Origin of the sequence: Sphingobium sp. OAS761 (genome assembly GCF_024168485.1) — a bacterium.
Lineage (GTDB): Bacteria > Pseudomonadota > Alphaproteobacteria > Sphingomonadales > Sphingomonadaceae > Sphingobium.
Genome location: NZ_JALJVY010000005.1, coordinates 190,768 through 207,554, shown reverse-complemented (window position 1 = coordinate 207,554; position 16,787 = coordinate 190,768). Strand labels below are relative to the sequence as shown.

Sequence of the window (16,787 nt, the reverse complement as noted above, 5' to 3'; positions counted from 1 at the left end):
GAACCGGCGCGCGCTCCTGCACGTCTTTGCAGCATGAAGATGTGGATTGCGCTTGCCGGCTTGACGGTCATGGGCTGCGACAGCCGGACGCCGGAACAGTCCCGAAACCCGCAACCGGTTCCGACCCGGCCGGATGATTCGGCCGTGCCTTCGCCGCAGCCGGCCGAACCCGCAGCCGATCCTGGCCATGCCCGGCCTGCGCCTGCGTCGGCTTCGCAACTGGCGGGCGAAGCGATCGCGCGGGCGCAATGGAAGCGCGCGAGGAATCATGCTGACTGTGCGCCGCTCGCTCTCCTGTCCGCTGCGGGTGCAGACGGCACGCCGCGCTCGGCATCCTTCGCAGGCGGCTGGGCGGTCGCGTTCGACATGCCCGGTTTGCGCAGTGCCTATGGTTTCGCGGGAACAGCCATATTGGACGTGGACAGGGAAGACCCGGCCGCGCAGCGTCGGCGGCTCAACGCGCAATGGCCGCTGATGCGGGACCTGTCGGCGCTGCCGCAACCGGCCTTTGCGGGCTATGGGCTGATGGGTGCCGAGCCGTATCCGCCCGACAATCCGGAAGGGCAGGGGATGCAGTCGCTCGCTTATGTGCGCATAGGCGGGCAGACCTGCACCTATAACGTCTGGAGCCATATAAGCCGCGCGCATCTTGAGGCGTTGCTGGAAAATCTGCGCGTCCTGCACTGATATTGTCGTGCGGTTGCCCGCCGTGGCATAGCGGCTGACGTCATGGACTCGCCGCCCGCCTCACCGCGCAAGATCATCCATATCGACATGGACGCCTTTTACGCGTCGGTTGAACAGCGCGACGATCCCGACCTGCGCGGCAGGGCGATCGCCGTGGGCGGCGGCGGTCCGCGCGGGGTGGTCGCGACCTGCTCCTATGAGGCGCGAAAATTCGGGGTGCGCTCGGCGATGCCTGGCGCGCGCGCGCGGCGCCTTTGCCCCGATCTTGTCTTCGTCAGGCCGCGGTTCGAGGTTTATCGATCCGTATCCGCGCAGATAAGGGCCATCTTTGCCCGCTTCACCGACATCGTCCAGCCGCTATCGCTGGACGAAGCCTATCTCGACGTGACGGTGAACAAGCCCGGCATCACCTCCGCCACCCAGGTGGCGCAGGAGATTCGGCGCATGATCCGCGAAGAAACCGGCCTCACCGCCTCCGCCGGCGTGTCCTACAACAAGCTGATCGCTAAGCTCGCATCGGACCAGAACAAGCCGGACGGAATCTGCATCGTCCGTCCGTCCGAAGGCGCGGCGTTCATGGCGGCGATGCCGGTGCGCCGCATCCACGGCGTCGGGCCGGTTACGGCGCGGCGCATGCAGGCACTGGGGATAGAAACCGGTGCCGACCTGCGGGCGCGTGATCTCCCCTTCCTCCAGATGCAGTTCGGCAGCGCGGCGGATTTCTACTACCGCGCCGCCCGCGGCCAGGACGACCGTCCCGTGCGCGAACGGCAGGAACGCAAGTCCGTCAGCGTTGAGGATACGTTTTTTGACGATCTGGTCGAAAAGGAAGCGCTGCTGACCGAACTGGACCGGATCGCGGCCAATCTGTGGACCCGCATCGAAAAGGCGCAGGCGTGGGGACGCACGATCGCGTTGAAGGTGAAGTTCGCCGATTTCCGCATCATCACCCGTTCGCGCAGCTTTTCCGCGCCGGTGCGCTCGCCCGACCAGCTGACCCAGGCCGGGCGCGACCTGCTGGTGGCCCAACTACCGCTGAGGATGGGTGCACGATTGCTGGGGCTGGGCGTGCACAATCTGGAGCCGGATGGCGAGGGCGATCAAGACGAGCAACTCGCCCTGTCGCTGTGACGGCTATCAGAACGGCAGCCAGTTCCGTTTTTCGCTGAACTTCATATAGCCTGCGTTCACCCCCAGCCGGTAGCCGACGCCAAGCCGGATCGGGATCAGCACCACATTGCCCCAGCGCAGATAGGATGCGGTGAACCCGCCGACGAGATAGGCCGTGCCTTCGGCCGCCGGAAAACGGTGGTAGAGGTCCTGTGTGTCGTAGAGATTATAGACCAGCACAAAGGTATTGGACGCATTGCCGCCGACGTCGAAGCCGATCGACGGGCCCGTCCAGTAGACCTCCCGCTTGCCCTCGATCTTGTGGGTCAGCGTGCCCGATCCGTAGCGCAAACCGACCACAAACGCGCCCGACGCCTCGCGCCCGGCAATATAGGCATTGGGACGGCCTTGGTCCTTCAGGATTTTCTCGATGATGCCGGCCAGCCCCTCGGCGCCTTTTCCGAATACGCCTTCGGCGGCGCCGATCAGATCGTCCTCCTGATAGGAATCGCTCGGTGCGATCGCGGCGGGCGGCGAATTTTCCGTCACCGGCGCGCCGGTCGCCGTGGTGCCGCTGGTCGTGACCTGGCTGTCCGTCTGCGCCCCGCCATAGACGCTGCTGTCGGTCGAAACGCTGGGGTCCACGCCCGGGTCGGTCGGGGTGCTGTTCGCCGGCGGCGGCGGTGCGAGATCGGCGTCGATGGCCGTATTGGGATCGATCGTGCGCACCTGCGCCTCGACCGGAACCGGCCCGAACGCCAAGCTCCCCAGAGCGACGAACAGCGCACCTGCACGCGTCCAACGAGAGGCATTTTGCCTCAGATAGCCGATCATGGCGATAGCTCCCCGAACATAGCTCTTTTACCCGAAATCCTGATTATCCCCCTTCAAGCTGAAAGGCCAATGAACGAACGGCGACATGAGTCGATTCCGGGGCGGAACGAAATGCCGGCCTGTCGAAAGCCACGAAAATTTCGCTGCACAGGACCGTTGCCATGCCGCAAACGCACCGCTATAGCGCGCCTCATGCCACTGCCCGTCTCTCCGGCGGGCAAATTCGTGCGGAGACGTGGGTGAGTGGCTGAAACCAGCGGTTTGCTAAACCGTCGTAGCCTTAAGGGGCTACCGAGGGTTCGAATCCCTCCGTCTCCGCCAATTTCCTTCCTAAGTAGCTGAAAAAAATCGTAATTTGGGAAGCGCATTTGCCATCCCACATTTTGTCCCACACGAGACGGGCAATAGGGAAAGCGTGATTCGCGATGATCGCTACGACATAGCGTCCGCATGAACGACAATGCCTTCGGCCTACATCGCGATGCCATTGGGCAAGCTGCGGTTGATCCTGTGGGTATTGCCGCACGAATGGACTTCGCAAAATTTACCGCCGAAACTTTCAAGGACCTGGGCGAAAAGCTGTTCGTTTGCGGCCATGTCCTTGGAACCGACCGACGCGACGGCGTTTCGCCGTTTGGGCATGGCGACGATGCCGTGGTGGCCGTTTCGATGCTGCTACGCATTGGCAGCGAAATTGTATCGGGTTGCGCCGACCTTGTGGGTAGCGGTCGCTACTACGCTGGCGCGGCGCTTGTGCGCCAGCTTGTCGACGATCCAGCGCGCCGGGCGTCGAATGTGAGCCGAAGCCGGCGTTCCGGCCAGCGCGCGATGCTGGGATGGCAGATCGCTGAGAGTTGGCGCGCCGATTTCGGCCTCACCACCCAATGGCTCAACGTCCGCGACAGCCAATATGCGTTTCGCGGCCTTCAGCGCAGCACGACACGGGCCGAGCCGCACGACAACGACTTCCTGGCCGCGACGGTGGCCGTTCGTGGCAAGCTGGGAGAACTCGATCTCACGTCCGCGAGTGCCTATGTGACGCACGAGTTGCGCAGCATCTATGATGCGACAGCGCGCGCAAGTGCCCTCGGCCTTGCGATCCATTTGGGCTTCGAAGAACGTCGTCTCCTACGCCTCGCGACCCAGGAGATACGGTTGAGCGACCCGGCATCGCGCCGGCCGTGGGTCGCGGGCTGAATGTCCTGCATGCAGAAAACACGCTGGAGGATAGCTTCTTGCCGGCGGCATCGCCCGACATCCCGCTCCTTTCACAGCATGACGGCAGCCTTGAGGCGGCCTTGTTCGGCGAACTGACGCAGCATCTGGGGAAAAGCTGGTCGGCAACCATCGGCGCGCGGGCATATCTTGCTCGCGTCGATAATGAGCAGGTTGGCTAGGCCAGGCGGCGGGCACGCAAAAATGGGGTCACGCCAAGCCTGACCCTGTCCTGGCATCCGCTCGATCGGGGCGTCGTCCGGCTGCGGTATGCGAGCGCGGTGCGGCCCGGCGGCATCAACACGGATGGTGATCCGGGCGCCCGGTCCTTCCAGTCGGACGAGCTTGAGAGCCTGGAACTGGGCTGGCGTCTGACATTGGCCAGCGGTCACCTCCTGTTGAACGGCAGCCTGTTCGGCCTCCGCTGGGAGAATGTCCAGAGCGATACGCTGGGAACGGACAGCCTCGTCAGGACCATCAACGCCGGGCGGGCGCGCAACATCGGCGCCGAACTGTCGCGTGGCGATTGAAAGGCAGGGTTGACGGTTGCCAATCTTCTGGACCAGCGCGAAGACAGTTTTGGTTACGGCAATCCCTTCACACTGCGCCTGATTGACCAGCGCACGCCCATGCAGCCCCGAACGCTCACCCTGCGCTTGCAGAAAGACTTCTAAATCGGACCGGGGCGGGCGGTTGCGACAATCGTGCGATGCAGCCAAATAAAAAAGGGCCCGCATCGCGAGCCCCTTGCGTGAAGCAGGATACCGCAGCGCTTTAACCGGCCGCAGCGACACCCTGATCGGTCATCAGCTGCTGCAATTCGCCGGCTTCGTACATTTCCATCATGATGTCGCTGCCGCCGACAAATTCGCCCTTTACATAAAGCTGGGGAATGGTCGGCCAGTCGGAAAAGGCCTTTATACCCTGACGCACGGCCTGGTCCTGCAACACGTCGACCGTATCATAGGCGACGCCCAGATGTTCCAGGATGGCGATCGCGCGGCTGGAAAAGCCGCATTGCGGAAAAAGCGGCGTGCCCTTCATGAAAAGCACCACGTCATGGCCACCCACAATATCGGCGATCCGTTGCTGCACGGCGTCGGTCATGTCCAATCTTCCAATTCTGTCTGGCGCCGATCCATGGCGCGCTTGTCCATGGTCCGTTAGTTGGGAACCGCAGTGGTCAGTTGCAAGGCATGCAGCACGCCGCCCATCCGCCCGCCGAGAGCGGCGTACACGGCACGTTGCTGCGCCACGCGATTCATCCCCCGGAAGCTTTCCGACACCACGCGCGCGGCATAATGGTCGCCATCTCCGGCCAAATCGGTGATTTCCACCGCGGCATCGGGAATCGCGGCCCTTATCATGTCCGCAATCTCTTCGGCGGCCATCGGCATGGGCGTCGTCCTACTGGGCTTCGATGAACATGCGGCGCGCGATGACCGCCTGTTCATCGAGTGCAGCGCGCACCCCGGCCTCGTCAATGTCGATACCGGCCGATGTCATGTCGCCCAACAGCTTGCGGATGACGTCTTCGTCGCCCGCTTCCTCGAAATCGGCCTGCACCACCGCCTTGGCATAGGCATCGGTCTCTTCCGGGGTCAGCCCCATCCTTGCCGCGGCCCATTCGCCCAGCAGGCGGTTGCGCCGTGCCTGGATGCGGAACTGCATCTCCTGGTCGTGGGCGAACATGTTTTCGAACGCCCGTTCGCGATCGTCGAAAGTGGTCATGCCTTGGTCAGCCTCATCTTCATGCCGTCTTTCCCATGCTGATAGGAACAAGCGGGGAATTAGGCAACGGCCGGAACGGTCCAGGGGCGTTCGACGGCGATTTTCGCTTCATAACTGTCGATCGCGTCGACATCGTCCAGCGTCAATCCGATCTCGTCCAGTCCACCGAGCAGGCAATGCTTGCGAAACGGGTCGATCTCGAAATGAAAGCGATCCTGGAACTGGGTGGTAACGGTCTGGGTCTCCAGATCGACATGGATGGGATCGGTCTTCGCGACCTCCAGCAAGCGATCGACGGCCGCCTGCGGCAAAACGACGGTCAGGATGCCGTTCTTGAAGGCGTTACCCGAAAAAATGTCCGAGAAACTGGGTGCGATCACTACCTTGATGCCCAGGTCGCCCAGTGCCCAGGCCGCGTGTTCGCGGCTGGAGCCACATCCGAAATTGTCGCCTGCGATCAGGATCGGGCTGCCCGCATAGTCGGGGTCGTCAAAGACGTTGCCGGGTTCCTTGCGCAGGACCTCGAACGCGCCCTTGCCCAGGCCCGAACGGGAAATCGTCTTGAGCCAATGTGCCGGGATGACGATGTCGGTATCGACATTCTTCATCCCGAACGGATAGGCCCGTCCGTCGACGGTCGTCAGTTTTTCCATCAGCGGACCTGCTGCACCTCGACGGGTGCGTCCTCGGCGCGGCCCAGCGATGCAGCCATCGCCGCGCTGGCAAGCGCGCCCAGCGTCAGCAGCCAGAAAATCTTCTTCATGCGACCATCCCCTCTTTATCGGTCATCAACGCGCGAACGTCGGTAAGATACCCGGTCACCGCCGCCGCCGCCGCCATGGCGGGCGAGACCAGATGCGTCCGCGACCCCGGCCCCTGTCGCCCCATGAAATTGCGGTTGCTGGTCGATGCGCAGCGTTCCCCCGCCGGGACTTTGTCCGGATTCATGCCCAGACATGCCGAACAGCCCGGCTCGCGCCATTCGAAGCCGGCATCCAGAAAGATGCGATCCAGACCCTCCGCCTCGGCCTGCCGCTTGACCAGTCCGGAACCCGGCACGACCATGGCCAGCTTGATCCCGCTGGCGATATGGCGGCCCTTCAGCAGCGCGGCGGCAGCGCGCAGGTCCTCGATCCGGCTGTTGGTGCAGCTGCCGATGAATATATGCTCTATCGCGACCTCCTCCATACGCTGGCCGGCGGTGAGGCCCATATAGTCCAGCGACTTCTGCGCGGCGGCCTGCTTGGAAGGATCGGCGAAGCTTTGCGGATCGGGGACCACGCCAGTCACGGGCACCACATCCTCCGGGCTGGTACCCCAGGTGACGGTGGGCACGATATCGGCCGCGTCGATGACGACCGTCTTGTCGAAAACGGCCCCCTCATCGGTAACGAGCGTCCTCCACCATGCGACGGCGGCGTCGAAATCCGCGCCCTGCGGGGCCATCGGGCGGCCTTTCAGATAGGCGAACGTCTTGTCGTCCGGGGCGAACAGGCCGGACCGCGCGCCCGCCTCTATCGACATGTTGGCGACGGTCAGGCGACCTTCGATCGACATGTCGCGGAAAACGGAACCGCGATATTCCATGACGTAGCCGGTGCCGCCCGCGGTGCCGATCGTGCCGCAGATCGCCAGAGCCACATCCTTGGGCGTGACGCCCGGGGCGAGTTCGCCGTCCACGACGACCGCCATGGTCTTCGACTGTTTGAGCAGCAGCGTCTGGGTGGCGAGCACATGTTCCACTTCGGACGTGCCGATACCGAAGGCCAGGGCGCCCAGCGCACCGTGCGAACTGGTATGGCTGTCGCCGCAGACCAGCGTGGTGCCGGGCAGGGTGAAACCCTGTTCCGGGCCCACGACATGGACGATGCCCTGTTCCGCATCGGCGTCGCCGATCAGGCGCACCCCGAATTCGGGCGCGTTGCGTTCCAGCGCGGCAAGCTGCTGCGCGCTTTCGGGGTCGGCGATGGGGATGCGGTTGCCCTGCGCATCGCGGCGCGGCGTGGTGGGCAGGTTGTGATCGGGCACCGCCAGCGTGAGATCGGGCCGGCGCACCTTGCGCCCGGCAAGGCGAAGCCCCTCGAACGCCTGCGGACTGGTCACTTCGTGGACGAGATGGCGGTCGATATAGATGAGGCAGGTGCCATCGGGACGCCGTTCGACGACGTGCGCGTCCCATATCTTTTCGTAGAGGGTGCGGGGCTTAACCATGATGGCCCTCCCCTAGACCCGGAAGGGCGACGGGAAAAGGGGAAAGGCGTACCTAAACAGACGATTTTGCCGCACTATCGGCAAGAATGTTACAGCGAGGATCAGCGGGCGCGATAATCCTCGACGATGCGGCCGGCAGCGCCGATCTCCGCCTCGTGGCTTTCCTCGCGCCAGGTCTCGGCCAGCGCTTCCTCCTCCCATTGCAGCATGGCCGGATGGGACAGCATATGATCGACCCAGGCCTGCCCCTTTTGCCCGACGTCCAGTCCGTAGGTGCGGACGCGGAACGCTACGGGTGCGTAAAAGGCGTCGACCGCGGTAAGGACCCTGCCTGCAAGGAACGGTCCGCCGAAGCGGTCCAGTCCCTGCTCCCACAATTCGCGCAACCGGGCGATGTCCCTGTTGAGCGCGGGCGACGGCATGTGCGGTTCGACGCGGACGCCGACATTCATGGTGCAGTCGTTCCGCAGGGCGGAAAAGCCGCTGTGCATTTCGGCGGCCGCGCACTGGGCGAATGCGCGCGCGGCCTCGTCCGCGGGCCAGACACCGGGATGGCGATCCGCGAGATAGAGGGTGATGCCCAGCGAATCCCAGACGGTACGCGTCCCATCGACCAGCGCCGGCACCTGCCCGGTGGGCGAGAAGCTGCGGAACGCGGCGTAGTTGGTGGCGGCGGTGAAAAATTCTATCCGGTCCTCGAACGGGATATGCAGCGCCTTCATCAGCAGCCACGGGCGTAGCGACCAGCTGCTGTAGTTTCGATTGGCGGTGATGAGCGTGTAGGACATGGACTCCCTCCCTTTCCCGGGCATGCGCGGCATATCGCATCGGACGGGGATGCGACAGCGGCAACGATCTACGCGCTGACAAGCTGGGCTTATGAACGGCCGCCCGGTCCGTCGTGCCGGCCCTAGCCAAATTGTTGAACGCGCGTCAAAAGAGGGTGTTTCGGGCCGGCTTTCCCCTTGCCGCCCTTTGCCATCCATGGAGTCCCCTTGCCGTGCACCGACGCCAGTTTCTTGCCACCGGCGGCGCCACCGCCATCGCCGCCGCCGGTTCACGTGCCTTCGCCCAGCCCGGGGACGCCGACGCACGCCTGCGGGCGATGCTGGACGGCTTTTTCTACGAACGGCTGGAGGATGCGCCCGAAAGCGCGACGCGCCTTGGCCTCGACACCGGTCCGCGCGCGCCGTTGCGTGGCAAGCTGTCCGATACCAGCGCCGCAGGGGCCGCCCGCGACCTTGCCCGAAGCAAGGCGCAGGCGAAGCAGTTGGCGAGCATCGACCGCGACAAGCTGAGCGCGGCGAGCCGGCTCGACCATGATGTCGTCGCCTATCAGCTCGACCGCGCGGTCGGGGGCGAACGGTTCGGCTATGGCGAGACGGCGGGCCGCTATGCGCCCTATATCCTCAGCCAGCTGACCGGCAGCTATCGCGAAGTGCCCGACTTCCTCGATTCGCAGCACCGGGTGAAAGATGCAGCGGACGCCGACGCCTATCTTTCGCGCCTGGAAGCCTTTCCTGCCGCGATGGACGGCGAACTGGACCGGCAGAAAGCGGATGCCGCCAAGGGCGTGTTCGCGCCCGACTATATTCTCGATACGACAATGAAGATGCAGGCGGCGCTGCGCGACCAGCCGCCGGCGCAGACGGTGCTGGTCGCTTCCTTCGTCAAGAAGCTGGCTGCTGCCGGTCTGCCGCCGGAGCGCGCGGCGCAGGCCGGGAAGATCGTCGTGGAGAAGATATTTCCGGCCGTCGACCGCCAGCGCACACTGGTGCAGCAGCTGCGCGCCAGGGCTGTGCATGATGCGGGCTGCTGGCGTTTGCCCGACGGCGAGGCCTTTTACGCCGCAGCCGCCGAGGCAGCGACCACGACCAAGCTGACCGGGGAGGAGATTCATCAACTGGGCCTCGATCAGGTCGCCGACATATCCGCCCGGATCGACACGATCCTGAAAGGCGAGGGGATGAGCCGGGGCACTGTCGGCGACCGGCTGGTGGAACTCAACAAGCGGCCCGACCAGCTTTACCCGAACACCGATCCGGGTCGCGAGGCCCTGTTGGCGCAGCTCAACAGCCAGATCATCGCGATGCAGAACCGGCTCGGCGAGGCGTTTCACACCGTGCCCCGGGCACCGGTCGAGGTGCGCCGCGTGCCGGTAACGATCCAGGCAGGGGCGCCCGGCGGCTATTATCAGAACGCCTCGCTCGACGGGTCGCGGCCCGCCATCTACTTCATCAATCTGCGCGACACGTTCGACCGGCCCAAATTCGGCCTGGCCACGCTGACCCATCATGAGGCGGTGCCGGGCCATCATCTCCAGGTGTCGGTGGCGCTGGAATCGGATTCCATCCCGATGATCCGGCGGCGCGGCTTCTACAGCGGCTATTCGGAGGGCTGGGCGCTCTATTCCGAGCAACTGGCCGACGAGATGGGCATGTATGAAGGCGATCCGCTCGGCCGGGTCGGCTATCTTCAGTCGCTGCTGTTCCGTGCCACCCGGCTCGTGGTCGACAGCGGCATGCACGCCAGGCGCTGGAGCCGCGAGAAGGCGACCGACTATCTGATCGCGACCACCGGCATCGCGCGCGGCCGCAGCCAGGGCGAGATCGACCGCTACACCGTCTGGCCGGGTCAGGCGTGCAGCTACAAGATCGGCCATACGGTGTGGAACGACCTGCGCGCGCAGGTGAAGCGGACGCAGGGCGCGGCGTTCGACCTCAAGCAGTTCCATGAGGTGCTGACGCTGGGCGCGATGCCGCTCGATATACTGAAGCAGACGGTGCGGCAGCGGACAGGGCTCGCCTGAAACCATATTATTGATAACAGGCAAAAAAACGGCCCGGTGGTGCGCCACCGGGCCGTCCAGTTCCTTCCACCCAAATCGCGAAAGACGTGTCGACCTCCTCCGCGAGCTGGTTGTCTTCGCGGCTTTCGCCACGAAACGCGTCTGCCCCTCTTCCCTGCCGGCACCGGGTTCCCGCCGGGGAAAGGGAACGCTTGCGGCCAGAATGTCGCAAGCCTTCGTCATTCCCCCCAGAGCGGGACGAGGGACCGGGTAACTATGCCGCGAACTGATTCATCGTATTGTGAGCGCCGCCGGCCTTCAGCGCGGCGTCTCCGGCGAAATATTCCTTATGGTCGTCGCCGATGTCGGAACCGGCCATGTTCTGATGCTTCACGCAGGCGATGCCCTGGCGGATTTCCTGCCGCTGCACGCCCTTGACGTAACCCAGCATCCCGGCCTTGCCGAAATATTCCTTGGCCAGATTGTCGGTGCTGAGCGCCGCCGTGTGATAGGTCGGCAGGGTGATGAGGTGGTGGAATATGCCGGCCTCGCGCGCCGCGTCCTTCTGGAAGGTGCGGATGCGCTCGTCCGCCTCGATGCCGAGGTCGGTGCTGTCATAATCCACGCTCATCAGCTTCGCCCGGTCATAGGCGCTGACGTCCCTGCCCGCTGCTTCCCACGCATCAAACACCTGCTGGCGGAAGTTCAGCGTCCAGTTGAAGCTGGGCGAATTATTATACACCAGCTTGGCGTCGGGGATCACCTCGCGGATGCGGCTGACCATCCCGCCGATCTGGCCGATATGCGGCTTTTCCGTCTCGATCCACAGCAGGTCGGCGCCGTTCTGGAGCGCGGTGATGCAGTCGAGCACGCAGCGATCCTCGCCGGTGCCGGGACGGAACTGGTAGAGATTGGATGGCAGGCGCCTGGGCTTCATCAGCTGTCCGTTGCGGCTGATGAGGACGTCGCCGTGGCCGATCGCGTCGGCGTCGACCGCCTCGCAATCGAGGAAGCCGTTATAGAGATCGCCGATGTCGCCCGCTTCGCGGGTGAAGGCGATCTGCTTGGTCAGGCCCGCGCCCAGCGAGTCGGTGCGCGCGACGATCACGCCATCGTCGACGCCCAGTTCGAGGAAGGCGTAGCGGACGGCACGGATCTTCGCGAGGAAGTCCTCGTGCGGGACCGTGACCTTGCCGTCCTGGTGGCCGCACTGCTTTTCGTCAGAGACCTGGTTTTCGATCTGGATGCAGCAGGCGCCGGCCTCGATGAACTTCTTGGCGAGCAGATAGGTCGCCTCGGCATTGCCGAATCCCGCGTCGATGTCGGCGATGATCGGGACCACATGGGTTTCATAAGCGTCGACCTGCTGCTGGAGCTTGGCAGCCTTGACCTCGTCGCCTTCCTCGCGCGCCGTGTCGAGATCGCGGAAGATCATGCCCAGTTCGCGGGCGTCGGCCTGACGCAGGAAGGTGTAAAGTTCCTCGATCAGCGCGGGAACGCTGGTCTTTTCGTGCATCGACTGGTCGGGGAGCGGACCGAATTCGCTGCGCAGCGCCGCGACCATCCAGCCGGACAGGTAGAGATAGCGGCCCTTGGTCGTGCCGAAATGCTTCTTGATGGAAATCATCTTCTGCTGGCCGATGAAGCCGTGCCAGCAGCCCAGCGACTGGGTGTAGTTGGCCGGGTCGGCGTCATAGGCGGCCATGTCTGCGCGCATGATCTTCGCAGTGTAGCGCGCGATGTCGAGGCCCGTGTTGAAACGGTTCTGCACCCGCATCCGGGCGACGGATTCGGGGGCGATGCCGTCCCAATGCCCCTGGCCGCCGATCAGCGTGTCGGCCTTCGCGATTTCACTTTGATAGGTCATGTCGTCCATCCTTGGGTGAGCGGGAATGGACGGCGAAATAGATAGATGTTGCGGCCGTGCGCACCCACGCCGAAGTCCAGTTGTCGATCTTTACAAAAATCTGCTGTAAAGTTGTGAAGTACATACAGGGATGTGAGTCGATGGCCAAGGATCGCCCGGTCTACATGGGGCCGCGCCTGCGGCGGTTGCGGCGCGAAATGGGGCTGACGCAGGCGGACATGGCGGCCGATCTTGAGATCAGCGCTTCCTATGTCGCATTGCTGGAGCGCAACCAGCGCCCCCTGACCGCCGACATGCTGCTGCGTCTTGCGCGCACCTACAAGCTGGACATGGCCGAGGTGGCGGGCGACGGCGGCGCGGAGCAGACGGCCCGACTCCATGCGGTGCTGAAAGACCCGATGTTCGCCGACATCGACCTGCCGGCGCTCGCGACCGGCGACGTGGCGGTCAATTATCCCGGCATCACCGAAGCGTTGCTGCGACTCTATACCAGCTATCGCGAGGAGCATCTGGCGCTGGCGGATCGCGGCGCGGGGCTGGAGCCGCAGGCGGATGTGGTCGATCCGGTGGCCGAATCGCGGCGCTTTCTGGCCGCGCGGCGCAACAGCTTTCCATCGCTGGACGAGCTGGCGGAAAAGCTTGCGATCGAGGCGGAGGCCGAGGGGGGACTGGCCGACTGGCTCAGGGTGCGGCACAATCTGCGCGTGCGGCGGCTGCCGTCGGACGTGATGGCCGGATCGATGCGGCGGCTGGACCGGCATCGCGATGCGGTGCTGCTGGACGACGCGCTGGACGGGGCCAGCGCGCAATTCCAGCTGGCGCTCCAGGTCGCCTATCTGGAAATGCGCAAGGGATTCGACGCGGTGCTGAAGGACGGCCAGTTCAGCGGCGAGAGCGCCCGGCGCCTCGCCCGGCGTGCACTCGCCAGCTATGGCGCGGCGGCGATCCTCATGCCCTATACCGCCTTCGCCAAGGCGGTCGAGGCGCGGCGCTATGACGTCGAGGCGATCGCCCGGCAGTTCGGCACCAGTTTCGAACAGACCGCGCATCGGCTGACGACGTTGCAAAAGCCGGGGCAGGAACGGGTCCCCTTCTTCTTCCTGCGTGTGGATCCGGCTGGCAACGTGTCCAAGCGGCTGGACGGGGCGGGTTTCCCCTTTGCGCGCCATGGCGGCTCCTGCCCGCTCTGGTCGGTGCACCGCGTGTTCGCCACGCCCCGCACTGTCGTGACGCAGTGGCTGGAACTGCCGGACGGCCAACGCTTCTTCTCGATCGCGCGCACGGTAACGGCCGGCGGCGGCGGCTGGAACGCGCCGAAGGTGGAGCGCGCCATCGCCCTGTGCTGCGCGGCGGAGCACGCGCACCGGCTTGTCTACACGCAGGACATGCCGCCGTCCGATCCCACGCCCATCGGGGTCACCTGCCGACTGTGTCACCGACCCGCCTGCATGGCCCGGTCCGCGCCGCCGATCGGGCGCGACGTGCTGCCCGACGATTTCCGACGGACGCACGCCCCGTTCGGCTTTGCCGACGGGTGACCGCGCCCCTTCACCCCTTGCTTACCATTTTCCGTTAGGCATGCCGCCATGACAAAGGCCGCCGATCCCTGCCCCCCATCCGCCGTCAGCCATGGTGTCGGCCTGGCCGGGCTGGCCGGGCTGGCGCTATGGACGCTGATCGCGCGCCATTATGGCATGAACGGCCCCAATGCCGGCTTTGCCGCCGTGGTCGCCTGCGGCCTGCCGATGATCCTTTGGTCGCTCGTGGTTGATCGCGTGCATCGCAGGCGGTCGACCGGCATCGACTGGGCGATGCCGCCGCGCACCGTGCGGGAGGCGTTCGACACTGCGCTGGTCAAGATTGCCGGCCTGTGGGCGACCTGGCTTGCCATTGCGATCTTCTATTGCGTCGCCCGTTGGTACTGGAGCGGCAATTATCGTTATTCCATGGACCTGTTCGTCGGCGCTGCCCCCTGGCTGCTGGTCGCATCCATTCCCTATATCCTCTGGATCGACCGGCGGCTGGTCGATCCCAGGGATGCATCCTACAGTTTCGGCCAGTGGGTGATCGGCGGCGCGGCCGGAGCGCCGGACATGCGGCAGGTCGCCAACCATGCGCGCGCCTGGGCGGTCAAGGGCTTCTTCCTCGCCTTCATGGTGTCGATCGTGCCGGGCAATTTTGCCAGCGTGGTCGACTGGCGGGTCGAGGACGCGCTGGCCCATCCGGTGACGCTTGCAGGCTTCCTGATCGCGGTCATGTTCATGATCGACGTCTGCATGGCGACGGTCGGCTATATCCTCACCTTCAAGCCGCTCGATTCCCATATCCGGACCGCCAATCCCTATCTGTCGGGCTGGCTGGCGGCGCTGATGTGCTACCCGCCCTTCGTCCTGATGGGTGGCGGCGGTCCGCTCGATTATCATGCCGGCGGCGCCGAATGGGATTATTGGACGCAGGGATCGGTTGCGCTGCAATGGGCGATGGGCGGCTGGCTGGTGCTGCTGACCGGCGTCTACGCCTGGGCGACGGTGGCGTTCGGCATCCGCTTTTCCAACCTGACCCATCGCGGCATATTGACCCACGGTCCCTATCGCTGGACCCGGCATCCGGCCTATCTCGCCAAGAATCTCTTCTGGTGGTTCGCCTCGCTGCCCTTCCTGGCCGTCAGCGGCTCCATCACCGACATGGTCCGCAACTGCGTGATGCTGGGCCTCACAAATGCGGTCTATTACTGGCGCGCCCGGACGGAGGAGCAGCATTTGTCCGCCGATCCCGACTATCGCGCCTATAGCGACTGGATGGAACGCCATGCACCGGTGCCGCGCTTCTTTGCCTGGCTGACCGGCAGGAAGCGCGTGACGGCGTCGGCGCCGCAGATGCAGCCGGCGGAATAGGCTTTAGAAACTTTCCTCCGCATAGACATGGCCGAGGTCGCCATGCCATTCGCCATGATAGCGTTCCAGCAGCCGTTCGGCATGGGTGCGGCCTGATGCGACCACCTCTTCCAACGCGGCGAGATAGCCGGTTTCATTGTCGCCCACGCTGTTGAGTCGAGCGCGGGCGGCAAGGCCCGACCGGGCGATGGCCAGCGCCTCGCCGGCGATGTCGCGCAATTTGCGTCCTGCGCCAATCGGCGCGTCGAGGCCCAACCTTGGTACCGAATCGCGCAGCGCCTGCCGTTCGTCCATGGTCCAGTCCTTGACCAGGTCCCAGGCCGCGTCGAGCGCCCCCTGGTCGTAGAGCAGCCCGACCCACAGCGCCGGCAACGCGCAGATCCGGCCCCACGGACCGCCATCGGCACCGCGCATTTCCAGAAAGCTCTTCATCCGCACTTCGGGGAAGGCGGTGGACAGATGATCCTCCCAATCCTTTTCCGTCGGCTTTTCACCGGGCAGGGCGGGCAGGCGCCCGTCCAGGAAATCGCGGAAGCTCTGGCCCGCTGCGTCGATATATTTGCCGTCGCGGAACACGAAATACATCGGCACGTCCAGCGCATAGTCGGCATAGCGTTCATATCCGAAGCCGTCCTCGAACACGAAGGGAAGCATTCCCGTGCGCGCGGGGTCGGTGTCGGACCAGATATGGCTGCGATAGGAAAGATAGCCGTTGGGCTTGCCGTCGGTGAACGGCGAATTGGCGAACAGCGCGGTCGCAAGCGGCTGCAAGGCCAGGCTGACGCGGAATTTCTGCGCCATGTCCGCTTCGCTGGCATAATCGAGATTGGTCTGGATCGTGCAGGTGCGCAACATCATGTCGAGGCCCATCGACCCCACGCGCGGCATGTGCCGCAGCATGATCGCATAGCGGCCCTTGGGCATGACCGGCAATTCTTCGCGGCTCTTGTCGGGCCACATGCCCAAGCCCAGGAACCCGAGGCCCAGCCGGTCGCCGACATATTTGACCTGCTCCAGATGCCGGCCGGTTTCGGCGCAGGTTTCGTGCAGATTGTCCAACGGCGCGCCAGACAGTTCCAGCTGCCCCGCCGGTTCCAGGCTGATCGTCCCGTCGCGTCCGGACAGCGCGATGATGTGGCCGTTTTCCTCGACCGGTTTCCAGTCGTAGCGGGTCAGCCCGGTCAACAGCGCGTGGATGCCACCCGGTTCGTCGTAGGAAGGAGCGCGGTGATCGTCGCGGCGATAGACGAACTTCTCATGCTCGGTGCCGATGCGCCAGCGATCCTTGGGCTTTTCGCCCTTGGCAAAAGCCGCGATCAGCTGGTCGCGGCTTTCGATGACGGGATCATTCCCCCCGGTGTCGGTTCTGGTGCTCATGCCCCGCCCTTAATCCTTCCCCTCGGCACGTCAAATCAGGACGTGCGATTGCCAGATAAGCGACGCCTATGAT

The 16,787-nt window shown here is 64.6% G+C and carries 17 protein-coding genes, 1 tRNA gene and 1 pseudogene; 10 read left to right on the top strand and 9 right to left on the bottom strand.

Translation table 11 applies throughout. The annotated features are described in order from the left end of the window. Positions 1 to 33 precede the first annotated feature (33 nt). Entirely contained in the window at positions 34 to 687 is a 654-nt protein-coding gene (locus tag J3E64_RS08745) for a hypothetical protein (RefSeq protein WP_253342136.1), read from the top strand. A gap of 42 nt (positions 688 to 729) precedes the next feature. Further along, positions 730 to 1,818: a DNA polymerase IV gene (dinB, locus tag J3E64_RS08740; protein ID WP_253342133.1), complete on the top strand. Its 1,089-nt coding sequence runs from the start codon at positions 730 to 732 to the stop codon at positions 1,816 to 1,818. 6 nt (positions 1,819 to 1,824) lie between these two features. On the opposite strand, the gene J3E64_RS08735 is transcribed toward dinB, so the two are convergent. Beyond that, positions 1,825 to 2,631, bottom strand: a complete 807-nt coding sequence (locus J3E64_RS08735) for a DUF1134 domain-containing protein (protein ID WP_253342131.1) — start codon at positions 2,629 to 2,631, stop codon at positions 1,825 to 1,827. A gap of 229 nt (positions 2,632 to 2,860) precedes the next feature. On the opposite strand from J3E64_RS08735, the gene J3E64_RS08730 reads away from it, so the two are divergent. The 5 genes and pseudogenes from J3E64_RS08730 to J3E64_RS20655 all read left to right on the top strand — a co-directional run bounded on the left by J3E64_RS08730 (position 2,861) and on the right by J3E64_RS20655 (position 4,520). Next, positions 2,861 to 2,952 (top strand) — tRNA-Ser (locus tag J3E64_RS08730). 207 nt (positions 2,953 to 3,159) lie between these two features. Further along, on the top strand, positions 3,160 to 3,828 hold the full coding sequence (locus J3E64_RS08725; RefSeq protein ID WP_253342129.1) for a hypothetical protein: 669 nt from the start codon (positions 3,160 to 3,162) through the stop codon (positions 3,826 to 3,828). Between the two features lie 38 nt (positions 3,829 to 3,866). Beyond that, on the top strand, positions 3,867 to 4,028 hold the full coding sequence (locus J3E64_RS08720) for a hypothetical protein (protein WP_253342127.1): 162 nt from the start codon (positions 3,867 to 3,869) through the stop codon (positions 4,026 to 4,028). A gap of 24 nt (positions 4,029 to 4,052) precedes the next feature. Continuing rightward, positions 4,053 to 4,376: pseudogene (locus tag J3E64_RS08715) on the top strand (TonB-dependent receptor); the annotation flags it as partial. A 9-nt stretch (positions 4,377 to 4,385) separates the two neighbouring features. Next, complete coding sequence (locus J3E64_RS20655) at positions 4,386 to 4,520, top strand: hypothetical protein (RefSeq protein ID WP_301287187.1); 135 nt, start codon at positions 4,386 to 4,388, stop codon at positions 4,518 to 4,520. Between the two features lie 100 nt (positions 4,521 to 4,620). Here J3E64_RS20655 and grxD read toward each other — a convergent pair whose 3' ends face one another. From grxD to J3E64_RS08685, 6 genes are all read right to left on the bottom strand, one after another. Continuing rightward, positions 4,621 to 4,953 carry a Grx4 family monothiol glutaredoxin gene (gene grxD, locus J3E64_RS08710; protein ID WP_253342125.1) on the bottom strand — a complete coding sequence of 111 codons (333 nt, stop codon included), beginning with the start codon at positions 4,951 to 4,953 and terminating at the stop codon, positions 4,621 to 4,623. Between the two features lie 56 nt (positions 4,954 to 5,009). Beyond that, entirely contained in the window at positions 5,010 to 5,243 is a 234-nt protein-coding gene (locus J3E64_RS08705; RefSeq protein ID WP_253342123.1) for a BolA/IbaG family iron-sulfur metabolism protein, read from the bottom strand. Positions 5,244 to 5,253: 10 nt separating this feature from the next. Further along, a complete protein-coding gene (locus tag J3E64_RS08700; protein WP_253342121.1) occupies positions 5,254 to 5,577 on the bottom strand; it encodes a DUF1476 domain-containing protein in 324 nt (107 codons plus the stop codon). A gap of 59 nt (positions 5,578 to 5,636) precedes the next feature. After that, on the bottom strand, positions 5,637 to 6,230 hold the full coding sequence (gene leuD, locus J3E64_RS08695) for a 3-isopropylmalate dehydratase small subunit (protein WP_253342119.1): 594 nt from the start codon (positions 6,228 to 6,230) through the stop codon (positions 5,637 to 5,639). Between the two features lie 106 nt (positions 6,231 to 6,336). Further along, on the bottom strand, positions 6,337 to 7,788 hold the full coding sequence (gene leuC / locus J3E64_RS08690; RefSeq protein WP_253342117.1) for a 3-isopropylmalate dehydratase large subunit: 1,452 nt from the start codon (positions 7,786 to 7,788) through the stop codon (positions 6,337 to 6,339). A 101-nt stretch (positions 7,789 to 7,889) separates the two neighbouring features. Then, positions 7,890 to 8,576, bottom strand: coding sequence for a glutathione S-transferase family protein (locus J3E64_RS08685; protein ID WP_253342115.1), 687 nt, complete (start codon positions 8,574 to 8,576; stop codon positions 7,890 to 7,892). A 212-nt stretch (positions 8,577 to 8,788) separates the two neighbouring features. On the opposite strand from J3E64_RS08685, the gene J3E64_RS08680 reads away from it, so the two are divergent. Further along, entirely contained in the window at positions 8,789 to 10,597 is a 1,809-nt protein-coding gene (locus tag J3E64_RS08680) for a DUF885 family protein (RefSeq protein ID WP_253342113.1), read from the top strand. Between the two features lie 253 nt (positions 10,598 to 10,850). On the opposite strand, the gene J3E64_RS08675 is transcribed toward J3E64_RS08680, so the two are convergent. Beyond that, positions 10,851 to 12,443: an isocitrate lyase gene (locus tag J3E64_RS08675; RefSeq protein WP_253342111.1), complete on the bottom strand. Its 1,593-nt coding sequence runs from the start codon at positions 12,441 to 12,443 to the stop codon at positions 10,851 to 10,853. Between the two features lie 140 nt (positions 12,444 to 12,583). Between J3E64_RS08675 and J3E64_RS08670 the strand changes: the two genes are divergently transcribed. Together J3E64_RS08670 and J3E64_RS08665 are read left to right on the top strand one after the other, a co-directional pair. Then, positions 12,584 to 13,981 carry a short-chain fatty acyl-CoA regulator family protein gene (locus tag J3E64_RS08670; protein WP_253342109.1) on the top strand — a complete coding sequence of 466 codons (1,398 nt, stop codon included), beginning with the start codon at positions 12,584 to 12,586 and terminating at the stop codon, positions 13,979 to 13,981. A gap of 48 nt (positions 13,982 to 14,029) precedes the next feature. Continuing rightward, complete coding sequence (locus J3E64_RS08665) at positions 14,030 to 15,337, top strand: isoprenylcysteine carboxylmethyltransferase family protein (protein ID WP_253342107.1); 1,308 nt, start codon at positions 14,030 to 14,032, stop codon at positions 15,335 to 15,337. Positions 15,338 to 15,340: 3 nt separating this feature from the next. Here J3E64_RS08665 and J3E64_RS08660 read toward each other — a convergent pair whose 3' ends face one another. After that, on the bottom strand, positions 15,341 to 16,714 hold the full coding sequence (locus J3E64_RS08660) for a glutamate--cysteine ligase (RefSeq protein WP_253342105.1): 1,374 nt from the start codon (positions 16,712 to 16,714) through the stop codon (positions 15,341 to 15,343). Positions 16,715 to 16,787 lie beyond the last annotated feature (73 nt).

Bases quoted from the DNA above. Each gene is read 5' to 3' on its own strand.
- grxD (WP_253342125.1), bottom strand. From the start codon at position 4,953: ATGACCGACGCCGTGCAGCAACGGATCGCCGATATTGTGGGTGGCCAT.
- dinB (WP_253342133.1), top strand. From the start codon at position 730: ATGGACTCGCCGCCCGCCTCACCGCGCAAGATCATCCATATCGACATG.
- J3E64_RS08685 (WP_253342115.1), bottom strand. From the start codon at position 8,576: ATGTCCTACACGCTCATCACCGCCAATCGAAACTACAGCAGCTGGTCG.
- J3E64_RS08700 (WP_253342121.1), bottom strand. From the start codon at position 5,577: ATGACCACTTTCGACGATCGCGAACGGGCGTTCGAAAACATGTTCGCC.
- J3E64_RS08735 (WP_253342131.1), bottom strand. From the start codon at position 2,631: ATGATCGGCTATCTGAGGCAAAATGCCTCTCGTTGGACGCGTGCAGGT.
- J3E64_RS08675 (WP_253342111.1), bottom strand. From the start codon at position 12,443: ATGACCTATCAAAGTGAAATCGCGAAGGCCGACACGCTGATCGGCGGC.
- leuD (WP_253342119.1), bottom strand. From the start codon at position 6,230: ATGGAAAAACTGACGACCGTCGACGGACGGGCCTATCCGTTCGGGATG.
- J3E64_RS08665 (WP_253342107.1), top strand. From the start codon at position 14,030: ATGACAAAGGCCGCCGATCCCTGCCCCCCATCCGCCGTCAGCCATGGT.
- J3E64_RS08725 (WP_253342129.1), top strand. From the start codon at position 3,160: ATGGACTTCGCAAAATTTACCGCCGAAACTTTCAAGGACCTGGGCGAA.
- J3E64_RS08705 (WP_253342123.1), bottom strand. From the start codon at position 5,243: ATGCCGATGGCCGCCGAAGAGATTGCGGACATGATAAGGGCCGCGATT.
- J3E64_RS08745 (WP_253342136.1), top strand. From the start codon at position 34: ATGAAGATGTGGATTGCGCTTGCCGGCTTGACGGTCATGGGCTGCGAC.
- J3E64_RS08660 (WP_253342105.1), bottom strand. From the start codon at position 16,714: ATGAGCACCAGAACCGACACCGGGGGGAATGATCCCGTCATCGAAAGC.
- leuC (WP_253342117.1), bottom strand. From the start codon at position 7,788: ATGGTTAAGCCCCGCACCCTCTACGAAAAGATATGGGACGCGCACGTC.
- J3E64_RS08670 (WP_253342109.1), top strand. From the start codon at position 12,584: ATGGCCAAGGATCGCCCGGTCTACATGGGGCCGCGCCTGCGGCGGTTG.